Origin of the sequence: Perspicuibacillus lycopersici (assembly GCF_025660475.1) — a bacterium.
Taxonomy (GTDB): domain Bacteria; phylum Bacillota; class Bacilli; order Bacillales; family Caldibacillaceae; genus Perspicuibacillus; species Perspicuibacillus lycopersici.
Window position 1 is genome coordinate 198,007 of the sequence record NZ_JAOUSF010000003.1, and the last position, 21,251, is coordinate 219,257.

Here is a 21,251-nt window from a genome sequence, read left to right on the forward strand (position 1 = left end):
AGAAATAAACAAACAGAGCTGGATCACTATCCAGCTCTGTTTCTATTCATTAATCCTCACTATTATTCAAACCGACATACATTAATACGAAACGAAGGAGCTCCATTAATGCTACAGCTGCTGCCGCAACATAGGTTAGAGCTGCTGCATTTAATACCTTTTTCGCTCCACGTTCTTCATCATTGCGAATAATACCAAGTGAAACCACTTGATCCATTGCACGACTTGAAGCATTAAATTCTACCGGAAGTGTTACTACTTGGAATAATACTGCTAACGCCATAAAGATAATCCCTAAAAGCGCTAATTTTGTCATTCCGAAAAAGAAGCCGGCAATTAAGAAAAAGTACGATGCATTGGAACCGAATGTAGCAATTGGAACTAATGAAGATCGCAAGCGTAAAAAGGCATATTCCTGTTGGTCCTGAATCGCATGACCAACTTCATGAGCAGCAACAGCAGTAGCTGCTAATGAATTCCCATGATAGTTTGCAGATGACAGACGTACCACTTTTGATCTTGGATCGTAATGATCACTTAAGAAGCCTCTTTGTTCTTCAATAGCAACATCATATAACCCATTGGAGTCTAAAATTCTTCTTGCAACTTCTGCCCCAGTCATATTTGTTGAGTTCGGGACTTTTGAATAGTTGTTATAGGAACTTTTCACTCGCATACTTGCCCAAATTGGTATGATCGTAATTAATAAGAAGTAAACGATAAAGCTAGCCATTTAGACCCTCCCAATATTATATATCTTTTTACAAAATAATATATAAAAGTAGACCATCTGTCAATTTTTATGTTCCTTTTCAAATTGCTGTTTGCTTTCTTTTTCTGCTTTAAATTTCCGCCATCCAACATAGGATAATGTCAGTATAATAATTCCGCCAGTTGATATAATTACCCACCATAACGATGGATCTGCTTCATCCTCATCTACATTTTCAAATAATGATTCTAAATTCGTTTGTAATGCTTCCATTTCCTTTATGCCATCCGCGCTAGCAAATAGCTCATCGGAATATTGCTGAATGTATTGAATTTGTGCATCAAGCTGTTGTACCTTTTCCACTGACACATCTAATTTTATACTTGGATAAATGACCTCATAGAGACTCAGGAATGCGTTTAACTGATCATAAAAATGAGCAGTGTCGCCATCCATCACGGCAGCCTTCACCGTTTGGAACGATGCCATTACAGGTTGTTCCATTGCTGTCCATAATGGCTCGTATTCCGTTGCCACTGCATCAACGGCTAATCGCATCTTCGTTAAACTGTTTACTAATTCACCCTCTGTAAAATCTTCATTCGTAATAATTTTCGATGCCTCTGTTACCGAAAGCTGAAGAATTCTCCACTCATCCATCGTTAAGGAAAGTGCATAATAAGAATTATCATTTAATAGATTCTCAAATTTTTCGAGAATTATTTTCGTATCATCATATCGCTCGGATTTTGTTAATTGAAGGGCTTCATCTGCCAATTGATCCATTAATGAAAGTGTATTCCCAGTTTGGTTTGTCACTGCTTCTGCATCGCTCGGTTGAATAATAAATAATATCGTTAACAATAGTACAACAATTTTTCGCATTACCCTTGTCCCCCTTCATATTCCTACTAAAATGTATGATAGAGTGGACAAGAGTAGACCATAATTTCAATTAAAAAGGCAAAGTCAATATCTTTCGGTTCTTCCTAATTCCCAAATAATAAGCAAGCCCAATAGAAAAAATACTTAACCAAAATGTAAAATAGCCAATTTGTGGGACAAACTGATTTAAATCACGATAACTTGGATACATAAAAAAGACGTAATCAATGATATCGTTATGTAAGGTCCAAATTGCCGCAATTACGATATGCTTCAATTTTAAACGGTAAAATGGGGAATAAAGTATTCCTTGGAGTGCCATCGCAAAATGGGATGCAATTAGCATATAGCCTTCCCATGGTAAATAGCCAGTTACAATAAGGGTTAAAATATTCATTACAACTGCCCATATTCCATATTTAAATAAAGTAATAACGGCTAGCGCTTCGACTAGTGGCCAATTTGTTTTCATTAAAAACGCTATTATTACAAATACAAAAAACAAACTTGCAGTAGGGCTATCTGGAACAAAAATTAAAAATTTTGCTGGCGTTTCCGCTAATTGATAACCATACCAAATATAACCGTATATCGTACCGACAATATTAATGATTAATAGTAGAGATAAAAAACTTTTACGCGTGAGCATATAGTATATTTTCGCCAATACTTTCACCTCAATGCTATTATATACGTTCTTATGAAAATAAAAAAATACAAATCATTGCATAGGACAAATTACTTAGCAAACAAAAAAACTGGCGATAGTTCGCCAGTTTTATTTATCTGCTTCAATACTTTTTATAAAGTCTGCTAATTGTTGAAGCTCTTCGTCTGTACCTTTAAATAATCCTGGAGGCATATCTCCGAAACCATTTACAGCGATGTCCTTAATTTCATCAGCTGTTTTTTCCGTTCCAACTAATTGCGGACCAGTTAACCCTTCTAAATTGCCCCCATGACAGCCTAAGCAACCATTTGCTTCCATGACCTTGTATCCAGGATCTTCTTTATCAACTTCTACAACTTCCTTTATTTCACCTTGGCGTTTTGCTGCTTCCCAGTCATGATGCGCAGCAGCTTGCCATGTTAAATAAAATACAGCAGCGATTCCTAAAAGCATGAATCCAGTAGCAAGTGGACGTTTAAAAGGTCGTCTCTCTGGACCACGATCAAGAAAAGGAGCTAACAATAAAGAGCCAAATGCTAGGCCAGGAATAACCATTGCCCCTAGAATATTGTATGGACCAGATGTAAATGTATATTTTAATAGTTGATATAGAAATAGAAAATACCAGTCTGGCATTGGAATATAGGTTGTATCAGTAGGATCGGCAATTCTCTCTAACGGCGGCGCTTCAGCTGCTGTCAGGCAAAGAAAACCAGCTAAGAATACGGCACCTACCATCCATTCTTTAAGCAAAAAATCAGGATAAAAGGCTTCTGTTTTCCCTGGATACTCAGAGTAATCCTTCGGAATATTTGGTTTTCTTCCATTAATCGGAATCCGAGAATCACCTACAAACTTCATTCCTTTTCCTCTATGCATGAACATTCCCCCTCCTTCGTTCAATAAAGTACCGTTCGAAAGCTTTCCACCTAATCACTATGTAAATAGGAAAAAACGACTTACAACGGACCAGAAATCCCTTGTTTACGAATCATTAAAAAGTGCGCTCCAATTAATCCTAATAATACTGCTGGTAGGAAGAATACGTGTATTGCAAAGAAACGAGTTAGTGTTTGTGCACCTGTAATGTACTCGTCCCCAGCAATTAAAGTTTTCAAAACATCACCAATCAATGGTGTTGATTGAACAATGTCAAGTGTAACTTTAGTTGCGAATAACGCTTTCATATCCCATGGTAATAAATACCCTGTCAAGCCAAGTCCTAACATAACAAAGAAAATTAATACCCCAACTATCCAGTTTAATTCTCTTGGCTTTTTATATGCCCCTTGGAAAAATACCCGTAAAGTATGTAGAAACATCATGACAATAACAATACTTGCACCCCAGTGATGCATCCCGCGAACAATCTGTCCAAACGCAACTTGATTTTGTAAATAATATACAGATTCCCAAGCGCGTTCGATATCCGGTACATAATACATTGTTAAAAACATACCAGATAAAATTTGAATAACAACAACAAAAAACGTTAAGCCGCCAAAGCAGTAAACAAATGCTGAAAAATGATGGGCAGGATTTACATGCTCAGGTACTTCATGATCTGCGATATCCCGCCATAAAGGGGTAATATCCAGACGTTCGTCAATCCAATCATATACCTTGTTTAACAAGAATTACGCCCCCCCTCTAGGTTTTGCACGCATACTTAAATATAAAACACCGTCTTTTATTTCGTAATCATAACGATCCAATGGTCCCCTCGGTGGAGTCCCTTTTACATTTGTTCCATCCTTTTCATATCGTCCAAAATGACATGGGCAATAGAATTGATTCGGGAACTCTTCATTTCCATTCCAGTTAACTGTACAACCTAAATGCTTACAAATAGGCGATAGGGCAATAATATCTCCATTATTATCCTTATACACCCATGCAGATTGCGTTACTTGGGATTCATACCAGCCATCTTGTTGATCAAATTTAAAATCAACACGTTGTGGTTCATTTGTAATTTCTGATTCTTTTAATCCTGTTGCAATTAAATCTCCCCCAGCTTTCGCCTGTAATGCAGGATCGACCGCGAAACGTAACATCGGCATCACTGTACCAGCAGCCATGAAACCGCCTACACCCATAAGCGTATACGTTAGGAATTGACGTCTAGTCACTCGCTGTTTGTCACTCATCCTTATCCCCCCTATCTAATATGTATGAAATGACCTCATATCCTATTAACAATAAGACATTATCATGATATATCATTATCATGGGAAGGTCAATAAAATAGTAGCATTAATATAGAATATACGATAAAAAGAGAATACTTTTATAATTCATTTATTGAGAAACTGCATTTTGCCATTTCATCACAAAAAGATTTAGTAATTGCTTCACTTGACCTTCAATTATAGTAGTTTTGTACTCATCTTCTAAATGTTCTAAAGGAACAGCAGGTAGCCAAATAAATTCATTACCAGACTTTTCTAGTATAGGTTTCCAGCTTTGATCCGTACTAATAATAAACACATGTTTAAAATTACTTTTCAGCTCATTTAACCAACTAGCTAATAACTGATTTTTCCAATCATCAGATTCCGAATGGAAATAAGTGAACGCTGGTAATAGGAGAATTCTACCTTTAAATTGTTTCTCAATATTCATCGTTATCAATTGAATAAATTCATTAGCGTTTCCTGTTTCTCTGCCTTGTTCATCAAAAGCAATTGGAGTTAGTGGTACAAGGGCCGTATCAATGTATTCCTTAGATTCAAAGAATAATGCCGATTCTTTAGCTGTCCAACGCACAAAGTCACCTCCATTCCTATTAATGATAGCCATTCAGACTTGCAGGTAAACATAGCCCACCTCATTACGACCAGCAGGCATTTCATCTACACAGCATATTAAAATACTTTTTCATTAGAACAAACGAAAAAAAGCTTAATTAATAGAACAATGTAAAATTTCACATTTATCATAGCATATTAAAGAGAAGAAAAATGGATAATTTGTGAACAAATTTAAACATTTTTGTGTCTATCTATTTTATTAGTTATTATTTCCATATTTTTTTCTTATAAGAAGTACACTAGTCAACGAACTAGAGCTTAACCATAAGGTAAACAAAAAAACACCTTGTCAATTCAAGGTGCTTAATTATTAATAATTTGATTCAATTCCGCTGATAATCTTAGAAATTCTGATTCGTTTTTTTCATCTAACGCCTGATCTATTTGTTTTTTTAGCTTATCTAATTGAAAATTTTTAATAGTCGTTTGCAAAAATAGATCTGCTAGTTCCCGATCCTTTTCACTTATTTGTAGAATATCAGGCATAAACGGATTACTCTCAAGAACTGCTGCATACTGATAAGATTTATTAACTGCTTTGAACTTTAATTGGATAAAAATATCTTGATCACGATTTAATCGAATATCGTGGAACGATTTTTCCGCATCCGTAGTCATTACGGAATCTTTGTAAAAGCGAAAAGGTACATCATCCACACATTGGGTTGCCATTACAATCCCTCGAGGACAATATTCCGCATACTCTACAAAATGAACCTTTGCCATTAACTGATCATGACTCATTAAATAATTTAAGATCCATACACATTCCCGTCTTTTCAACTGGTAATGGTTTAAAAACCAACGAATGAATTCTTTTTTCTCATTAACGGATACAGGAGTGGCCATCGACTTTTCCCTCCTAATGGTTGTTAAATACAAATTAATTATCGCTTGACTCCAATCTTTCTAATACATCGATGTACTCAACATTGGTTGGATCATTTTTTTGCAACTGTTTAAATATTTCTATAGCATCATGAATAATTCCTTCTTCTAAAAGGAAAAATCCATAATTCTGTAAAAATTCATCATTGTTCTTTAAATAACTATATGCCTTACGATAGCTGTTTAATGCATCCGAATATCTTTCTTCTTCCCGACATGCACGTGCGAAATCCCATAACATATCTGGGTCTTCTTCGCCATCAGAAATAATCGGTTCCACAATTTCAATAATTTCATGGTACCTATCTTGGGATAATAATAATTTATTGATTGTTAAGATTGCCTCAATGTATGTGGAATCAATTGCAATTGCTTCTCGCAAAAATTTCTCTGCATCACTTTCATTGCCAAGCTTTGCAGATATTTTTCCAGCAAAATAATGGATTTCCTTATTGAAAGGATCAGTTTTCATGCCTTTTTTTACTACCTCTATCGCATTATCCAGCTCTTCCTCATGTTCATATGCTCTTGCAAGCGGTAAATAGGCACTTCCATACTCGGGATCAAGCTCGATGACCTCTGTTAGTTTTTGGATTGCTGTTTGGTAAAGTCCTGCTTGATAAGCCGTCAAACCATAACCATATAAAACATTGATATCAAGCTTTTTGTTTAGTGCAACTTCATAATATTCCAATGCCTTTTCAAACTCACCTGCAGTCGAGTAAACATCTGCCAGTCTTTGATTCATATTCACACCAGCAATCTCGTCCATTTCTTTCATTACTTGTTCATATTGATATACAGCTTCTGCAAATTTACCAATCGATGCATACAATTCTGCTAATGCAAAGTGAATAACAGGTTCTTGTGGCGCCATTCGTTGTGCTTCTAAAAGTTTTTGCTCACTTACTTCAAATAAGCCGTCCATTTGATATAAGTCCGCTTGTAGTAACAATGCCTCGATATAGGATGGATCATCTCGTGTAATCTTTTCTAATTCTAGTAATGCTTCTTCTTCTTTATCTAAATTAATGTTAATTTCAGCCAAGGAAATTAGCAGTTCCCCTTCACCGGGATAGCTTTCCAACAATTTTTGATAAAGGCTCGCAGCCTCCTCCAAAAATCCAAAATTTGCCATTTGTTCAGCTAACTCATAAATTTCATCTTCAGTACCGCTATCTTTAATCTTGTTCAATAGTTCATATGCTTTATCTAACTCACCATTTTCAAGTAATTGGATACATTGCATCATTTGGTTCATTAATTATTACTCCCTCTAAACGATAAATTATTACTAATATTGTTATTTGAAAAAGGATGGTCTACTTATAATAAGCTCTTCGCCTTTTTTTGGATGATAATAAATTTTTTTCCCTACCCGAATGACATCTCCTTTATGGACCGTAATCGCTAACGGAAGGTTAAGGAAATCATTTGTCAACTCATTGATTATAGGTTCTTTCTCTGTCAAATACAAATTATAACTTAATTCTCCACCTGCTTGTAAATAGCCTTTCATCGGATATATCCCAATTTTTTTTAGTACATCTAGTGATAATGGAGTTTGCTCTTGTAGCGGTTTATCAATATGAGGTATTTTTTCACGAGTTAACATCGTATTCCAAAGCTGTAATAATTTCTCTCGATTATCCCCAGTTTCGTTTGTAATCGGTATTAGTGGACAATTATACGGAAACATTGCTTCACGGATCCAACCCCAAGGAATCTTGTACAACCATTTCGGATTGTCTATTTCAATAAAAATTGCCGGTATTTTTGCTCGCTTACATTTTTGAACCATTTGTACGGAAAAATTTTCTATCGGAATGCGCACACCAATGGTAAAATCAAGTGGACATTTCTCGAAAAATTCTCGTATACAATATACTTCGCTTTCGATTTCATGAACATACTGTATCAGTGGGGTCGAGACTAAAAGTGTTGTACAACCATGTAATAAAAACTTATTAATAAAATAATTTTTGCTAGAAAAGCTATCATCAACTACAGGTAAACCATCCATATAGAACACATGTGTAGATGTCATTAAAAAATTTTGAGCATTCATCTTCATGTAGCGATACCTTGCGAAAGATTGTTGGACGGATAATATTTTTCCTTCGTCGACTAATAAAGAAGTATTTTCCAAACGATTTTGCTTATACAAATTTGCGTTTTCAATGATATATGTCATAAAACCACACCTCCACTGTTGGTCTTATGACAAGCTATGAAAAAATAAGAGAATTTATGATTGCTTTTAACCATTTATGCAATATTTTTTCTTAAGTGCCTTTCTGTTTGCAAACAATGCCAAATATAATGGAGCGACGTGAGAATCATTAATCACTACTTTCACCGCTCCACTCTCTAAATTATTCTAGTTCTAAACAGTCGTTAAAATCAGTTGGATAGCTTTTCGCAACGCTTCCATATCCTCTGCCTGTCCTATCGTTATTCGAACACTATTAGGAAACCCTAACGATTTTCCTGAACGAACAATGAATCCTTGCTGTAATAGCTTTTGAAAAATTTGATCACCATCTGTTTGGAAATCTACTAGCAGAAAATTCCCTTGTGTAGGGTAATAGGATAACCCAACATTCTCTAGAAATTGGTACATTTTCTCTAGTTCTTCCCGATTTTTTCTTTTACATTGTTCAAGAAATTCTTGATCAGCTAATGCTGCTAATGCTGCCTTTTGTGCGAACGTATTCGTATTAAACGGACTACGAATTGGTTCCAATGTTTTTATAATCGATGGATCAGCAACACCATAACCAATCCGAAAGGAGGCAAGTCCATAAATTTTCGAGAAGGTACGGAGCATAATAATATTTTTAAAACGTTTTAATAGTTTTAATGTATTTGGATAATCATTTGCTACTACATATTCATTATAGGCCTCATCTATTACAACTAAAATATCATTTGGAATTTTTTCTAGAAAAGCAACTAACTCCTCTTCTTTCATATATACTCCACTCGGATTGTTTGGGTTACAAATCCAAACGATTGCGGTATTTTCGTCAATGACATTCAACATTTCAGTAAAATTATGTTCCCCTTTATCTGTTAACAGGATTTCTCTCGCTTCTCCACCATTAATAATCGTGTATTGTTGATATTCAGAAAAGGTTGGAGTTGCCATTACTGCATTAGTACCTGGCTTTATTAACGCACTATTAATTATTTGAATTAATTCATCTGAGCCATTTCCAAATATTAATTCAGACGGTTGCACTTGAAAATGCGTCGCTAATGACATACGAAGGTCAAATGCATATCCATCTGGATAAAGTGCGTTAGATGTAGTTTGATTATTTAGCATTTCCGTCACTTTATTCGAACAACCATAAGGATTTTCATTCGATGCAAGCTTAACTATGCGTTCAAGTCCATATTCTCTTTTTATAGCATCTATTGATTTCCCTGGTTGGTATGCATGTAGATTTAATATTTGTTCTTTCCATTTCATTTGCTTACACTCCCCATATGTGGAATAATAAATATCTTTCTATATGTATTCCATTTTCTGCTATCATTTCCTGCATTTCTTTCATAATTATTTCCGCTTGTTGGCGGAAGGCTATTTATTTAAGGATTGATTTATTATTGAGATTAAATATATGGAATGAACTGCCGCGCAAATTGAATACATGTAGATCCCAATCGCCAAAGGAGATACGATTGCAGCCAAATAAATCAAGCTATTATTTCACTTTCCGATAAAAGAAATTGTCGATCGGCTCAAATCCATATTTATCAGGGAAAAAGATTTGCTCAGTACTTCCAACAAATAAAACTCCCCCTGGTCTTAATGACTCACTAAATTTTTTATATAAATACGTTTTTGCTTCTTCTGTAAAATAAATAAGAACATTTCTACAAACAATTAAGTCTAAATTCTTCTCAAAGCTATCCTTTAATAAATCTCGCTTTTGAAATGTTACGGTACGCTTAATTTTTTCATTTATTTTATAAAGCGCATCCTCTTTATGGAAATATTGTTTCCTAATATCTTCAGGCACTTCTACTAAATTACGTTCATTATATATTCCTAATTTTGCCTTTTCGAGAATATTAGCATCAATATCTGTAGCTAATATATGGATATTCGCAAGTGACAAATATTTATTTAATAGGATTGCTAGAGTATATGGTTCCTCACCTGAAGAGCATGCTGCACTCCAGATTTTCAATTGTTTTGAATTCGATAAAAGCATTGGTATGATTTTATTTTCGAGAACTTCCCATCTTTTCGGATTCCGGAAAAATTCCGTCACATTGATCGTTACACGATCTAAAAAAAGAGCTAATAGCTTCGGATCATTAATCATTCCATCATAAAATTCCTGAAACGATTGATAGCCTTTTTGTTGATAAAGAGAAATTAATCTTCTTTTCATTTGTGCTTCTTTATAAAGCATAAGATCAATGCCCGTCTTTCTCTTTATATTTATTGCAAATTGTTGATATTCTTTATCCATATAATGTCCTTTCACCCTAGTTGTCTAATAAATGCTCCTTTATGTAATTATACATTGAACGAATTGTATTTCCAGCAAAATCTAGAAATTAAAAAACTCTGCATACGCAGGTTTTCATATTGTCGAAAAGGCATTAAGCGGACTCTCTCGGTGTTTTTTCTCATTTCTTGATGGAATTGTGGCTGAAATAGGTTGATTTCCGCTCCAATTAACTAATTTGGCTCCATTTAAGCAGGCTGCCAACCAATTGACCATTTTCTTCCAATTCCATAACAGCAAACATAAACAGCGCCTGCATAGACAATAATTCTATTTTTTTTAAAAAAAGAGTGTAGACAAACTCGAAAATCATTGAGTTTGTCTACACTCTGAAACCCTGCATACGCAGTTTTTTTAATATATCCACTCTTGTATTAATTTGGAATACTCTACAATTTCATCCTCAGAAAAGAAAATCCCAATTTCTCTTTCTGCACTTTCTGGTGAATCGGAACCATGAATAATATTTTTGCTAACAACTACTCCGTAGTCTCCTCGGATTGTACCTGGATCTGCGTCCTTCGGATTTGTTTTCCCCATAATTTTTCTAGCTGTTGAAATTACTTCTTCCCCTTGCCAAACCATTGCAAAAACCGGTCCAGATGTAATGAATGAAACTAATTCATGAAAAAAAGGTTTTCCTTTATGCTCAGCATAATGTTGTTGGGCAGTTTCTTCTGAAACTTGCATTAATTTCGCGCCAACTAATTGAAATCCTTTTTTCTCAAATTTTGAAACAATTTCCCCAATTAAACTCCTTTGAACACCATCAGGTTTTACCATTAGAAAAGTTTTTTCCATGTCTCTCTCCCTTTATATGTAGAAGTTATGTATCGTAACAAAAAAATCATACCATTACATATCAAAGGTTGTAAACATTTACATTTGTCTAAAATGTTAAAAATTCCTTCTTCCTATAAATAACACTACAGCATTCAATAATGATTTCGATTCCTTATCCGGAAGCTCTTTTAATAGGTTCATTGCCTTATTTAAATACCAATCACTAACAGCAACCGATTTGTCAATTGCATCGGTATTTTTTATTGATGCAATCACTTGTTTCAACTCTTCTAAATCCATATATTCATTTACTTTAATTATTTCAGATCTTACAGACTCATCCTTTAATGCAAATAACACTGGCAAAGTAATATTTCCTTGAAGTAAGTCGCTTCCTGCTGGTTTCCCAAGCTTTTCATCGGTTGAAGTAAAATCTAAAATATCATCGGTTATTTGAAATGCCATTCCTGCATAATAACCAAATTTATATAATATTTCTTGATGAATCGGTTCTACTTCCGCAGCAATTGCACCTAGCTGACAGCTCGCTGCAATAAGAAGAGCTGTCTTTCTTTTAATTCGCCGAAAATAGTTTGTCAATGTTTGATTAAAATCGTATTTATCACGAATTTGTTCAATTTCTCCAATACTCAGCTCAACCATTGTTTCTGATAGAATTTGATGTGCATGTACATTTTTTAAGCTTGTAATTAATTCAAGTGATCTTGCTAAAACATAGTCACCAGTGTACATCGCAATTCGGTTATCCCATTTTGCTTTAACTGTTGGTCTACCTCTTCTTGTTTCTGCATCATCAATAACATCATCATGAATTAGCGATGCCATATGAATGAGCTCCAAAGAGACAGCCACATTTTTGACTTTATCGAGATTATACTTCCCAAATTTCGCTGATAGTAAAACGAAAATTGGCCGAATTCTCTTTCCGCCAGCTTGTAAATAATGTAGTGAGGATTTTTTTAGTAGAGGTGAATTGGCATCTAAAACTTGTTCCAATTCTTTTTCAATTTTTTTTAAATCATTGCTCAGCAATGAATAGACTGTTTTAAAATTCATAGATACCACCTAGCTTATCAACAACGATCATTTCTCCTCTGACTTTTGTCCAATATGGACAGCAGCAACTCCACCAAAATATAAATGGTACTTAACATTTTCTAATCCTGCTTTTTCAAATAAGCTTGCCAATTCTTTCGCTTTCGGGAAGCTTCTTGCAGACTCTTGTAACCAAGAATATTCTTTATAGCTTTTCGCAAATAACTTACCAAATAATGGCATTATAAATCGGAAATAAAAATAATATGCTTGTTTAAATCCGATTACCGTCGGTTGAGAGGTTTCTAAACAAGTTACTAGCCCTCCTGGTTTAACTACTCTCTGCATCTCACGTAACACTTGCATATAGTCTGGAACATTTCGTAAACCAAATCCAATCGTTACATAATCGAACGTATTATCTTCAAATGGTAGGCTCATCGCATTTCCATGAATAAGCTTAGCGTTTTCAATTTGTTGTGACTTCAGCTTTTCTTTACCAATCTTTAACATATTTTCGCTAAAATCCAGCCCGATAACTTCTCCTTCATTTCCTACTGCTTTACTTAAAGCAATCGTCCAATCGGCAGTACCACAACAAACATCCAATGCTTTTTTCCCTTTTTGGACGTTCATTCTTTTCATTGTATCCTTGCGCCATAGAATATGCTGGCGAAAGCTAATGATAGAATTCATTTTATCATATTTATCAGATATATTTTCAAATACGTGATGTACTTTTTCTTCTTTAGACTGTACCATTTCTCAACTACTCCTTTTAGAGAAGCTATTCAAGGACAATCGGATGACCTAGTTTTGCATTTCCTCTAAATTTATTATGAAGCATTTTGTGTAAATCATGACTATCTATATATTGCTCTATTTGATGATATAGTATTTCGATATAGTTATCCAACCACAAATCTATTTGCTGTTCCTTGCTTACCTGTGTGCTGCGAAATAATTTGGCACCAGCAAATTTTAATTTATTCGAAAGAATATAGGCTTTCAATTTATCTTTTGAACGGATTATTTGGTTCATATGAAGCAAATTCTTTGAAATCAATGCCCAGATGGAATCTTGAAAAAATGATGCGACTTGTTGAAATAAGGCGGTCTCTATTTGTTGCAGACTAGCTAAATAGTCATTTACTGTAGCAATTTCATTTTTATAAATAGAAATTTTATTTTCATTGACTATTTTTATTCCTTCCGCTAATGATTTCACTAATTTCACGTTTGGAATTTGTGCAAGTGTTTTATAATATAATCCACTAAAATAATCTCCTGCAAGTACTGTTAATTGCCTTTTTTTATGGGGCATGTATTCTTCATCATTTTTTACTAAATCATGGGTATCTAATGCTATTTGGATAAGCAATACCGTTATAATATATTTCTCCACTTCTAGTTCCGATAGATTTTGTGAAAGTAATATTGATAAAAGGATACGTAGTTTATCGGAATTAATAGGTGGTAGGTCTATTTGCTTTGTTAAATATGGATGGTTTATTTCCTCCAATATTTTTTCTTCCATGCTATGTATCATCGTTTCCGTTACCTGCAAGAAAATCACCCTCAATATCCCATTGACTTAACAAATGGTCGATCAAACAAAAAAACTATTTCTATTTTACCACATTTCAAATAGTAAGTTTGTTCTTTTTTGTAAAAAGCAAATTTACCTCATAATAGATTTTTGATCCGTCACCAATACAGATTATTAATAGTACTGCACAATATTTGTACTAATATTACTATTTTTGATTGATAAAGGATAAAACCTCACTTCTTTTTACAGCATCTGTTTGAAAAACACCTCTTGCAGCAGTCGTTACCGTTTTTGCTCCTGGCTTTTTCACTCCGCGCATCGTCATACACATATGCTCTGCTTCTACAACAACCATTGCCCCATATGGTTCTAGTTGTTCCATTATCGCATTAGCGACTGTTGATGTAATTCGTTCTTGAAGCTGTGGTCGTTTAGCGACTGCCTCCACTGCTCTTGCTAATTTACTTAACCCGGTTACTTTACCTTCTCTTGGTATGTATGCGACATGGGCATGTCCAAAAAATGGAACTAAATGATGCTCACACATGGAGAAAAATGGGATATCTTTTACTAACACCAATTCTTCATGGACTTCATTAAAAAATGTTTCAAAGTATTCTTTTGGATCTTGGTTCAATCCAGCAAACATTTCGGCGTACATTTTTGCTACCCGTTTTGGTGTATCTAATAAACCTTCACGATTCGGATCTTCCCCGATTCCCTCTAAAATCAAACGAACAGCGTATTCTATTTGCTGGAGATTAATTTCTGTCATTGATACTCCTCCCAATGAATGTAAATCATCTATATGTAACAGAAGATTATATTTGTTGGCTGTATTCTATATTATAAAATTGCGGTGGAAATAGAAGTATTATCATTCTCTGAAGAATGAATATACCCAACAATTGCCGAAGCATCTTTTTTATAAATCTATTCCATATTAGCACACCTGTTATCTATGTAGCAAAGGACAATTTTTTTTGCAAAAAAATAAAGGAATGATCATAGTGACCATTCCTTTATTTTTATCTAAGTTTAGATATGTAATTATTTTACTGCATCTTTCAAAGCTTTTCCTGGTTTGAATGCAGGAACTTTACTTGCAGCGATTTCGATTTCTTCCCCAGTTTGTGGATTACGTCCTTTACGAGCAGCACGTTCACGCACTTCGAAGTTTCCGAAACCAATTAGTTGAACTTTATCGCCTTCTTTTAAAGCATTTAAAACTGTATCGAAAACAGCATCTACTGCTTTAGTTGCATCTTTTTTAGAAAGTTCAGCAGTTTCTGCAACTGCGTTTACTAATTCTGTTTTGTTCATGCCATTCACCTCCTCCCAATGAAAGGGTCAAACATAAATATGTTTTTTTTGCATCTATTTAATTAAGTAGTATGCAATTGCTTGTTCGAGTACATTTTTCCTAGAGGAAAAGTTTAACAAGAACAATTCTGTTAAAAGATTATCACAATCAATATCTCATAGCAAGATTAAAAATACAATTAATGCCAAACTTTTTACGCTTCTATTGCCTAAAGGAATATTTCATCCGAAAACATTTCTGCATAAAAACTTAGGTTTATCAACGGTTTTCCCATTTTCTTCAGATTTTAAACATAAAAAAAATCCCCCCATAAAATTGGAGTGATTTTTTTATGTTTAAAAATTAGAAAAATTACATATTTACAGCATTCCGCAATGTAAAATCCCCTTTTTTTAGCAATCAGACAAAGAACTTAGACGGCTATCCTCTCATCTTTTTTCACCTTATTGGGATAGGGCCGAAGCGGACTTATGTCTCCTATTCGGCCAGTTTATTTCCTCTCCCATTTATAAAATAATTGCGATAAGTCCGCCAGATCCTTCGTTAATAATTCTTTCGAGAGTTTCTTTTAGTTTATATCTTGCATTTTCTGGCATTAGTGATAATTTCGCTTGAATTCCTTCACGAACAATGGAATTTAAGTTTCTACCAAAAATATCTGAATTCCAAATCGATAATGGATCATCTTCAAAATCTTGCATTAAATAGCGAACCAATTCTTCACTTTGTTTCTCCGTACCGATAATTGGGGCAAATTCGCTCTCTACATCCACTTTAATCATATGAATAGAAGGTGCAACAGCCTTTAGACGAACTCCAAATCTGGAGCCTTGGCGAATAATTTCTGGTTCATCTAAACTCATATCCGCAATTGATGGTGCTGCAATACCGTAACCGGTTTGTTTCACCATTACTAATGCATCGGCAATTTGATCATATTCCCGCTTTGCATGTGCAAAATCTTGCATTAATTCTAGCAAGTGATCTTTTCCTCTAATTTCTACCCCAACAATTTCTTTTAATACTTGGTCATATAATTCGTCTGGGGCGTGCAAGTCAATTTCCGCTATCCCTTGGCCCATCTCCATTCCAGCCAAGCCCGCACTATCAATAAAATCATATTCCGTAAAGGACTGCACGACACGGTCTACATCTCTTAACCGTTTAATATCCTGAACAGTATCCTTAACTGCCTCTTGATAGCTTTGTCTTAACCAATGCTCCTCCTTGAGCACCATTACCCAGCTAGGTAAGTTCACATTTACTTCTAATACCGGAAATTCATATAATGCTTCTCGTAATACATTATAAACATCGGATTCTCTCATACTTTCAATACTCATTGCAATGACAGGAATATCGTATTTTTCCTGTAATTGCCCACGAAGTAAATCAGTATCAGGATGGAAAGGTTTTGTGGAATTAATGATGATAATAAATGGTTTCCCAACCTCTTTTAACTCATTAACCACTCGTTCCTCTGCCTCGACATAATCAGCACGTGGAATTTCACCAATAGTACCATCTGTTGTAACGACAACTCCAATAGTAGAATGCTCCTGAATTACTTTCCTTGTACCAATTTCAGCAGCTTCATGGAATGGAATTGGTTCTTCATACCAAGGAGTATTAATCATTCTTGGCCCATTTTCATCCTCGTAACCCTTTGCACCAGGTACGGTATAACCAACACAGTCTACTAATCTTACATTTACATCTAATCCATCCTCTACATGTACAGATATTGCTTGATTTGGGACAAATTTAGGTTCTGTCGTCATAATCGTTTTTCCAGCAGCACTTTGTGGCAATTCATCCTGTGCTCTTGCACGTTCTGCCTCATGTTGAATATTTGGTAAAACAACTAATTCCATAAAACGTTTGATAAATGTTGATTTCCCTGTGCGTACTGCTCCTACGACACCAATATATATGTCGCCCCCAGTTCGTTCCGCAATGTCTTTAAAAATATCGAACTTTTCCAAAAAACTCCCTCCCGTTCATCAGTTGCTGGGATAATTTATCCGTATTAATTTTGTGACAGTATATGTTTATGATGTTGTCCATATAACTTATGACTATTATTTCAAATTTTTCCCCCTTATTTTGTTAGTTTTCTACGGAATAAACAGACCAACAAAAAAACCCTTCTCCTACAATATATTGCAAGGAAAAAGGGTTATGACTTTTAATTTTGTTTTTCTGTTAGAAAAATAGGTTCGCCATTATCATCAATAGTATATGGTAAGGAATAAGCGGGTACAAAGTCAGACTGCTCTGTTAACAGCAACCGGATATCATCCCCTTGTTTAAATGGTATACTTTCCATATCTTTTATTAGTGTGTATAAATCACTTTGATAATCAACATAAATATCACCATCACCCGTAATAACAAAAGATAAATTTTGATTTGTATACGGACTAATTACGGTTGGATCCTCTTTATAGCCGAGATCCTTAAAATCAAGGGAAAACACATTTGGTGCAATTCTTTCTTTAAATGGGGGATATTCCTTTGACGCTAATCGCAGCTTTATATCCCTAATGGTTTCCGCAATACGTAAGTCAAAAATTTTGACCGTAGGATTTGTTTCTGCATCCAAAATGACATATTGGAAAACGCCACCATTTTCAAACGCATTCGCTGGTGTTTCCGGCAAATACATCGGCACTAAACGCTTAAAATCTATTAAATACTTTATGTATATATCCGTATCCGCTTCTTTGTTTTTAATTGGCAAAATACCGTCATTATCTTCCCTATATTGATTGATTGCTTCTTGTACCTGCTGTACTTGTTCTTCGTACGGAATTCGTTCAGCCCCTTCTGTTTCCGGATATAGGCATCCGCTTAATAAAAGAGAAAGGCAAATTACCATACAGCATGAGAAAATACGTTTCAAAACAAATCTCCTCTCATTTCTTATTCTAATGTCGGTCCTGAAAAAACAATAACAAAAATAATTAAGCCTGCATAAATCATTAATCCATATGCTATAAACGCTGTTAACCCCTTTAAAAAGCCTTTCTTAAGTTTATATCTGCTTAACCAGATTAAAAGTACGGAAATTACTAAAAAGCCCATTGCGGCAAAAGAAATCCACATTTTCATCAATCCTGGCGTCAAAAAAATCACCCTCTCACCCTGTTGTTATCTTTATTCCAAAAACTAAAAATATTATTTCGTTGTCCATTCTATCATAAAATTCTGCCATTGTATGCTAACATGTGATGAAAAATACGTTGTTTTTCCACTCCATTTTTCGAAATTAATCATTCATTTACAAATGGCAAAAAAATCCTTATTATGTTAGACGCATTCCTATCGATTGTTAGTTCTGGCACATCCCTTAATGAACATAAAAAAAGCCGATTGAAAGTAGGGGCAATCACTTTCAATCAGCTGTTTGACAAAACATACCTATTCCCGGTTCAACTTTTTATTTCGTAGTATTGTATGCTTAAAATTACGGTTACGTATCCTCGAGAGCCTATTTTATAAGGATTTCTCATAACTTTTACAAAAAAATATTTAGCATATGTACAAAAGGAAAAAACTGAAATGGAATGGATTGGACGTTCTTTATCTAATGAATTTTATTATTCATTAATTAAAATATTTACTAAATCTTCCATCTCATGTGTTTTATCTCTAGACATTAATTTTTCTACTGCATATTTTGGTGGTACATTTTCAAATAATACTTTATATAGGCTACTTGTAATTGGCATATTTACTCCATATTCTGTAGCCATTTGTTGCGCCGCTTCCGTTGTACGCACCCCTTCTACTGCTTGTCCCATTTCTTCCAGAATTTCATTTAATTTTTTGCCTTTTCCGAGCATATTCCCTGTTCGCCAATTTCGGGAATGGACGCTTGTACAAGTAACAATTAAATCTCCAATTCCTGTTAATCCAGAGAAAGTTAGCGGATTTGCACCAAGCTTTGTTCCAAGTCTTGCTATTTCAGCTAAACCCCTTGTAATTAATGCCGCTTTAACATTATCCCCATAGCCTAAGCCATCTGAAATTCCTGCTGCAAGGGCAATAATATTTTTTAAGGCACCACCGATTTCGACCCCTATAACGTCCGGATTTGTATATACGCGGAAATGTTGATTCATAAACAGATCTTGTATTTCTTCCGCTTTTTCTAAATTTTTTGATGAAACGACAACCGTAGTCGGGTGCCGTAAGCATACTTCCTCAGCGTGTGACGGTCCTGATAATACGACAACTTCCTCTAAAACATTTTCAGGCATTTCCTCTTCAATCATTTCGGAGATTCGCTTCAATGTTCCAGGTTCAATTCCTTTACTTACGTGGACGATAGTAACTGGCTGATACAAACAAGGAACTAATTTTCTTAGGACTTCCCGAATTGCCTTTGTCGGTACTGCAACAACTATCGTTGTAATATTACGTACGGAGTCAGCTAAATCGGAATATGCTGTAAGATTATCCTGCAAGGTGATTTCTGGTAAATATTTTTCATTCTTTTTCGTAGCATTAATGGACTCTGCTTGTTCCTTACTATGACTCCATAAACGTACTTCATGACCATTATCAGCTAAAACTAACGCTAGTGCAGTACCCCAGCTTCCAGCTCCTAAGACTGTTACTTTCTTTTGTTCCATTTGCATTTCATACACATCCTTACTATTTTCTCGCTCTAGCAATTATTTTAATTGGCGTACCCAAAAATCCAAAAGCATCACGAAGACGATTTTCTAAAAACCGCTCATAGGAGAAATGAAGTAATTCTGGTTCATTAACGAATAAAACAAAGGTAGGCGGTTTTACAGCAACTTGTGTCATATAATATATTTTTAATCGTTTACCATGATCGGTTGGTGTCGGATTCATTGCCACTGCATCCATTATAACATCATTTAAGACATTCGTTTGTACACGTTGGGAATGATTTTCACTTACCAATTTAATCGAAGGAAGTAATGTATGCAATCGTTTTTTCGTTTTTGCAGAAACAAATACAACAGGAGCATAATCGAGAAATTGAAACTCATCTCGAATTTTTTCTTCAAACTTATTCATTGTTTTTTCATCTTTTTCAATAGCATCCCATTTATTTACGACGATAATTACTCCTCGCCCTGCTTCATGGGCATAACCGGCAATTTTTTTATCCTGCTCTATAATACCTTCTTCTGCATTGATTACAACTAGAACAACGTCGGAACGTTCAATTGCCCGAAGTGCACGAAGTACAGAATATTTCTCTGTCGTTTCATATACTTTTCCTTTTTTACGAATCCCTGCAGTATCAATAATAACGTATTTTTCCCCGTCAAATGTATAAGGAGAGTCAACCGCATCTCTTGTTGTACCTGCGATATCACTAACAATAACACGCTCTTCTCCTAAAATAGCATTAACTAAAGAAGACTTTCCGACATTCGGTCTTCCGATTAAAGAAAACTTAATAACATCATCTTCATACTGCTCTTCTTCTTTATTTGGGAAATTTTTGATTACTGCATCTAACATATCCCCTAGACCTAAGCCATGTGTTCCAGATATTGGATACGGTTCACCAAAGCCTAATGCATAAAAGTCATAAATTTGCGCTCTCATTTCAGGGTTATCGACTTTATTTACAGCGAGCACGACTGGTTTTTTGGAACGATAAAGAATTTTTGCAACTTCCTCATCTGTAGAAGTTACACCTTCCCTGCCACTTGTAATCATAATAATGACATCTGCTTCATCAATAGCAATTTGCGCTTGACCACGTATTTGATCTAAAAACGGTTCATCTCCAATATCGATACCGCCTGTATCAATTATATTGAATTCCACATTCAGCCAATCGCCTTTTCCATATATGCGATCCCGAGTAACACCCGGTATATCCTCTTCAATCGATATTCGTTCCCCGACAATTCTGTTAAAAATTGTCGACTTTCCGACATTTGGTCTACCAACTATTGCAACTACTGGTAAAGACATACTTAACACCTCAAGTTCTCATTTTCATTTTCAAATAGTAAGAAGGGGTGTCCCAAAAGGGGTCTA

General features: G+C 34.9%; 23 protein-coding genes. All 23 read right to left on the bottom strand.

Annotated elements, in window-relative coordinates; translation table 11 throughout:
• Positions 1 to 49: 49 nt before the first annotated feature.
• Positions 50 to 733, bottom strand: coding sequence for a zinc metallopeptidase (locus OEV98_RS08985; RefSeq protein WP_263072934.1), 684 nt, complete (start codon positions 731 to 733; stop codon positions 50 to 52).
• A gap of 60 nt (positions 734 to 793) precedes the next feature.
• Positions 794 to 1,597, bottom strand: coding sequence for a sporulation protein YpjB (locus tag OEV98_RS08990; protein WP_263072935.1), 804 nt, complete (start codon positions 1,595 to 1,597; stop codon positions 794 to 796).
• Positions 1,598 to 1,667: 70 nt separating this feature from the next.
• Positions 1,668 to 2,246, bottom strand: coding sequence for a lipoprotein heptaprenylglyceryl N-acetyltransferase LhaT (gene lhaT / locus OEV98_RS08995; protein ID WP_263073554.1), 579 nt, complete (start codon positions 2,244 to 2,246; stop codon positions 1,668 to 1,670).
• A gap of 129 nt (positions 2,247 to 2,375) precedes the next feature.
• Complete coding sequence (locus OEV98_RS09000) at positions 2,376 to 3,146, bottom strand: menaquinol-cytochrome c reductase cytochrome b/c subunit (protein WP_263072936.1); 771 nt, start codon at positions 3,144 to 3,146, stop codon at positions 2,376 to 2,378.
• 80 nt (positions 3,147 to 3,226) lie between these two features.
• Positions 3,227 to 3,901 (bottom strand): menaquinol-cytochrome c reductase cytochrome b subunit, encoded by a 675-nt coding sequence (gene qcrB / locus OEV98_RS09005; RefSeq protein ID WP_263072937.1) that lies wholly within the window; start codon positions 3,899 to 3,901, stop codon positions 3,227 to 3,229.
• 3 nt (positions 3,902 to 3,904) lie between these two features.
• On the bottom strand, positions 3,905 to 4,417 hold the full coding sequence (locus tag OEV98_RS09010) for a QcrA and Rieske domain-containing protein (RefSeq protein WP_263072938.1): 513 nt from the start codon (positions 4,415 to 4,417) through the stop codon (positions 3,905 to 3,907).
• A gap of 151 nt (positions 4,418 to 4,568) precedes the next feature.
• On the bottom strand, positions 4,569 to 5,036 hold the full coding sequence (locus OEV98_RS09015) for a YpiF family protein (RefSeq protein WP_263072939.1): 468 nt from the start codon (positions 5,034 to 5,036) through the stop codon (positions 4,569 to 4,571).
• 347 nt (positions 5,037 to 5,383) lie between these two features.
• Positions 5,384 to 5,929: a ReoY family proteolytic degradation factor gene (locus OEV98_RS09020; RefSeq protein WP_263072940.1), complete on the bottom strand. Its 546-nt coding sequence runs from the start codon at positions 5,927 to 5,929 to the stop codon at positions 5,384 to 5,386.
• A 34-nt stretch (positions 5,930 to 5,963) separates the two neighbouring features.
• Positions 5,964 to 7,229, bottom strand: a complete 1,266-nt coding sequence (locus OEV98_RS09025) for a tetratricopeptide repeat protein (protein WP_263072941.1) — start codon at positions 7,227 to 7,229, stop codon at positions 5,964 to 5,966.
• 42 nt (positions 7,230 to 7,271) lie between these two features.
• On the bottom strand, positions 7,272 to 8,162 hold the full coding sequence (locus tag OEV98_RS09030) for a hypothetical protein (RefSeq protein WP_263072942.1): 891 nt from the start codon (positions 8,160 to 8,162) through the stop codon (positions 7,272 to 7,274).
• Between the two features lie 192 nt (positions 8,163 to 8,354).
• Positions 8,355 to 9,446 carry a histidinol-phosphate transaminase gene (hisC, locus tag OEV98_RS09035; protein ID WP_263072943.1) on the bottom strand — a complete coding sequence of 364 codons (1,092 nt, stop codon included), beginning with the start codon at positions 9,444 to 9,446 and terminating at the stop codon, positions 8,355 to 8,357.
• A 235-nt stretch (positions 9,447 to 9,681) separates the two neighbouring features.
• Positions 9,682 to 10,458, bottom strand: a complete 777-nt coding sequence (locus OEV98_RS09040; protein ID WP_263072944.1) for a CheR family methyltransferase — start codon at positions 10,456 to 10,458, stop codon at positions 9,682 to 9,684.
• Between the two features lie 393 nt (positions 10,459 to 10,851).
• Positions 10,852 to 11,298, bottom strand: a complete 447-nt coding sequence (gene ndk, locus OEV98_RS09045) for a nucleoside-diphosphate kinase (RefSeq protein WP_263072945.1) — start codon at positions 11,296 to 11,298, stop codon at positions 10,852 to 10,854.
• Between the two features lie 96 nt (positions 11,299 to 11,394).
• Positions 11,395 to 12,357 carry a heptaprenyl diphosphate synthase component II gene (gene hepT, locus OEV98_RS09050; protein ID WP_263072946.1) on the bottom strand — a complete coding sequence of 321 codons (963 nt, stop codon included), beginning with the start codon at positions 12,355 to 12,357 and terminating at the stop codon, positions 11,395 to 11,397.
• Positions 12,358 to 12,384: 27 nt separating this feature from the next.
• Complete coding sequence (locus tag OEV98_RS09055; protein ID WP_263072947.1) at positions 12,385 to 13,098, bottom strand: demethylmenaquinone methyltransferase; 714 nt, start codon at positions 13,096 to 13,098, stop codon at positions 12,385 to 12,387.
• Positions 13,099 to 13,123: 25 nt separating this feature from the next.
• The gene (locus tag OEV98_RS09060) at positions 13,124 to 13,903 is read right to left on the bottom strand and encodes a heptaprenyl diphosphate synthase component 1 (protein ID WP_263072948.1); all 780 of its coding nucleotides are present in this window, start codon (positions 13,901 to 13,903) and stop codon (positions 13,124 to 13,126) included.
• A gap of 190 nt (positions 13,904 to 14,093) precedes the next feature.
• The gene (gene folE / locus OEV98_RS09065; protein ID WP_263072949.1) at positions 14,094 to 14,663 is read right to left on the bottom strand and encodes a GTP cyclohydrolase I FolE; all 570 of its coding nucleotides are present in this window, start codon (positions 14,661 to 14,663) and stop codon (positions 14,094 to 14,096) included.
• A gap of 275 nt (positions 14,664 to 14,938) precedes the next feature.
• Positions 14,939 to 15,211, bottom strand: a complete 273-nt coding sequence (locus tag OEV98_RS09070) for an HU family DNA-binding protein (RefSeq protein WP_263072950.1) — start codon at positions 15,209 to 15,211, stop codon at positions 14,939 to 14,941.
• Between the two features lie 507 nt (positions 15,212 to 15,718).
• Positions 15,719 to 17,197 (bottom strand): stage IV sporulation protein A, encoded by a 1,479-nt coding sequence (gene spoIVA / locus OEV98_RS09075; protein ID WP_263072951.1) that lies wholly within the window; start codon positions 17,195 to 17,197, stop codon positions 15,719 to 15,721.
• Positions 17,198 to 17,400: 203 nt separating this feature from the next.
• Positions 17,401 to 18,117: a hypothetical protein gene (locus OEV98_RS09080; RefSeq protein ID WP_263072952.1), complete on the bottom strand. Its 717-nt coding sequence runs from the start codon at positions 18,115 to 18,117 to the stop codon at positions 17,401 to 17,403.
• A 20-nt stretch (positions 18,118 to 18,137) separates the two neighbouring features.
• A complete protein-coding gene (locus OEV98_RS09085; protein ID WP_263073555.1) occupies positions 18,138 to 18,341 on the bottom strand; it encodes a DUF2768 domain-containing protein in 204 nt (67 codons plus the stop codon).
• A gap of 473 nt (positions 18,342 to 18,814) precedes the next feature.
• Positions 18,815 to 19,858, bottom strand: coding sequence for an NAD(P)H-dependent glycerol-3-phosphate dehydrogenase (locus tag OEV98_RS09090; RefSeq protein WP_263072953.1), 1,044 nt, complete (start codon positions 19,856 to 19,858; stop codon positions 18,815 to 18,817).
• Positions 19,859 to 19,874: 16 nt separating this feature from the next.
• Entirely contained in the window at positions 19,875 to 21,185 is a 1,311-nt protein-coding gene (gene der / locus OEV98_RS09095) for a ribosome biogenesis GTPase Der (protein ID WP_263072954.1), read from the bottom strand.
• Positions 21,186 to 21,251 lie beyond the last annotated feature (66 nt).

What these genes read in the sequence shown, in the direction of transcription:
- OEV98_RS08985 (WP_263072934.1), bottom strand. Translation starts at nt 733, where the DNA reads ATGGCTAGCTTTATCGTTTACTTCTTATTAATTACGATCATACCAATT.
- OEV98_RS08990 (WP_263072935.1), bottom strand. Translation starts at nt 1,597, where the DNA reads ATGCGAAAAATTGTTGTACTATTGTTAACGATATTATTTATTATTCAA.
- lhaT (WP_263073554.1), bottom strand. Translation starts at nt 2,246, where the DNA reads ATGCTCACGCGTAAAAGTTTTTTATCTCTACTATTAATCATTAATATT.
- OEV98_RS09000 (WP_263072936.1), bottom strand. Translation starts at nt 3,146, where the DNA reads ATGCATAGAGGAAAAGGAATGAAGTTTGTAGGTGATTCTCGGATTCCG.
- OEV98_RS09010 (WP_263072938.1), bottom strand. Translation starts at nt 4,417, where the DNA reads ATGAGTGACAAACAGCGAGTGACTAGACGTCAATTCCTAACGTATACG.
- OEV98_RS09020 (WP_263072940.1), bottom strand. Translation starts at nt 5,929, where the DNA reads ATGGCCACTCCTGTATCCGTTAATGAGAAAAAAGAATTCATTCGTTGG.
- OEV98_RS09025 (WP_263072941.1), bottom strand. Translation starts at nt 7,229, where the DNA reads ATGAACCAAATGATGCAATGTATCCAATTACTTGAAAATGGTGAGTTA.
- OEV98_RS09030 (WP_263072942.1), bottom strand. Translation starts at nt 8,162, where the DNA reads ATGACATATATCATTGAAAACGCAAATTTGTATAAGCAAAATCGTTTG.
- hisC (WP_263072943.1), bottom strand. Translation starts at nt 9,446, where the DNA reads ATGAAATGGAAAGAACAAATATTAAATCTACATGCATACCAACCAGGG.
- OEV98_RS09040 (WP_263072944.1), bottom strand. Translation starts at nt 10,458, where the DNA reads ATGGATAAAGAATATCAACAATTTGCAATAAATATAAAGAGAAAGACG.
- ndk (WP_263072945.1), bottom strand. Translation starts at nt 11,298, where the DNA reads ATGGAAAAAACTTTTCTAATGGTAAAACCTGATGGTGTTCAAAGGAGT.
- hepT (WP_263072946.1), bottom strand. Translation starts at nt 12,357, where the DNA reads ATGAATTTTAAAACAGTCTATTCATTGCTGAGCAATGATTTAAAAAAA.
- OEV98_RS09055 (WP_263072947.1), bottom strand. Translation starts at nt 13,098, where the DNA reads ATGGTACAGTCTAAAGAAGAAAAAGTACATCACGTATTTGAAAATATA.
- folE (WP_263072949.1), bottom strand. Translation starts at nt 14,663, where the DNA reads ATGACAGAAATTAATCTCCAGCAAATAGAATACGCTGTTCGTTTGATT.
- OEV98_RS09070 (WP_263072950.1), bottom strand. Translation starts at nt 15,211, where the DNA reads ATGAACAAAACAGAATTAGTAAACGCAGTTGCAGAAACTGCTGAACTT.
- OEV98_RS09090 (WP_263072953.1), bottom strand. Translation starts at nt 19,858, where the DNA reads ATGCAAATGGAACAAAAGAAAGTAACAGTCTTAGGAGCTGGAAGCTGG.
- der (WP_263072954.1), bottom strand. Translation starts at nt 21,185, where the DNA reads ATGTCTTTACCAGTAGTTGCAATAGTTGGTAGACCAAATGTCGGAAAG.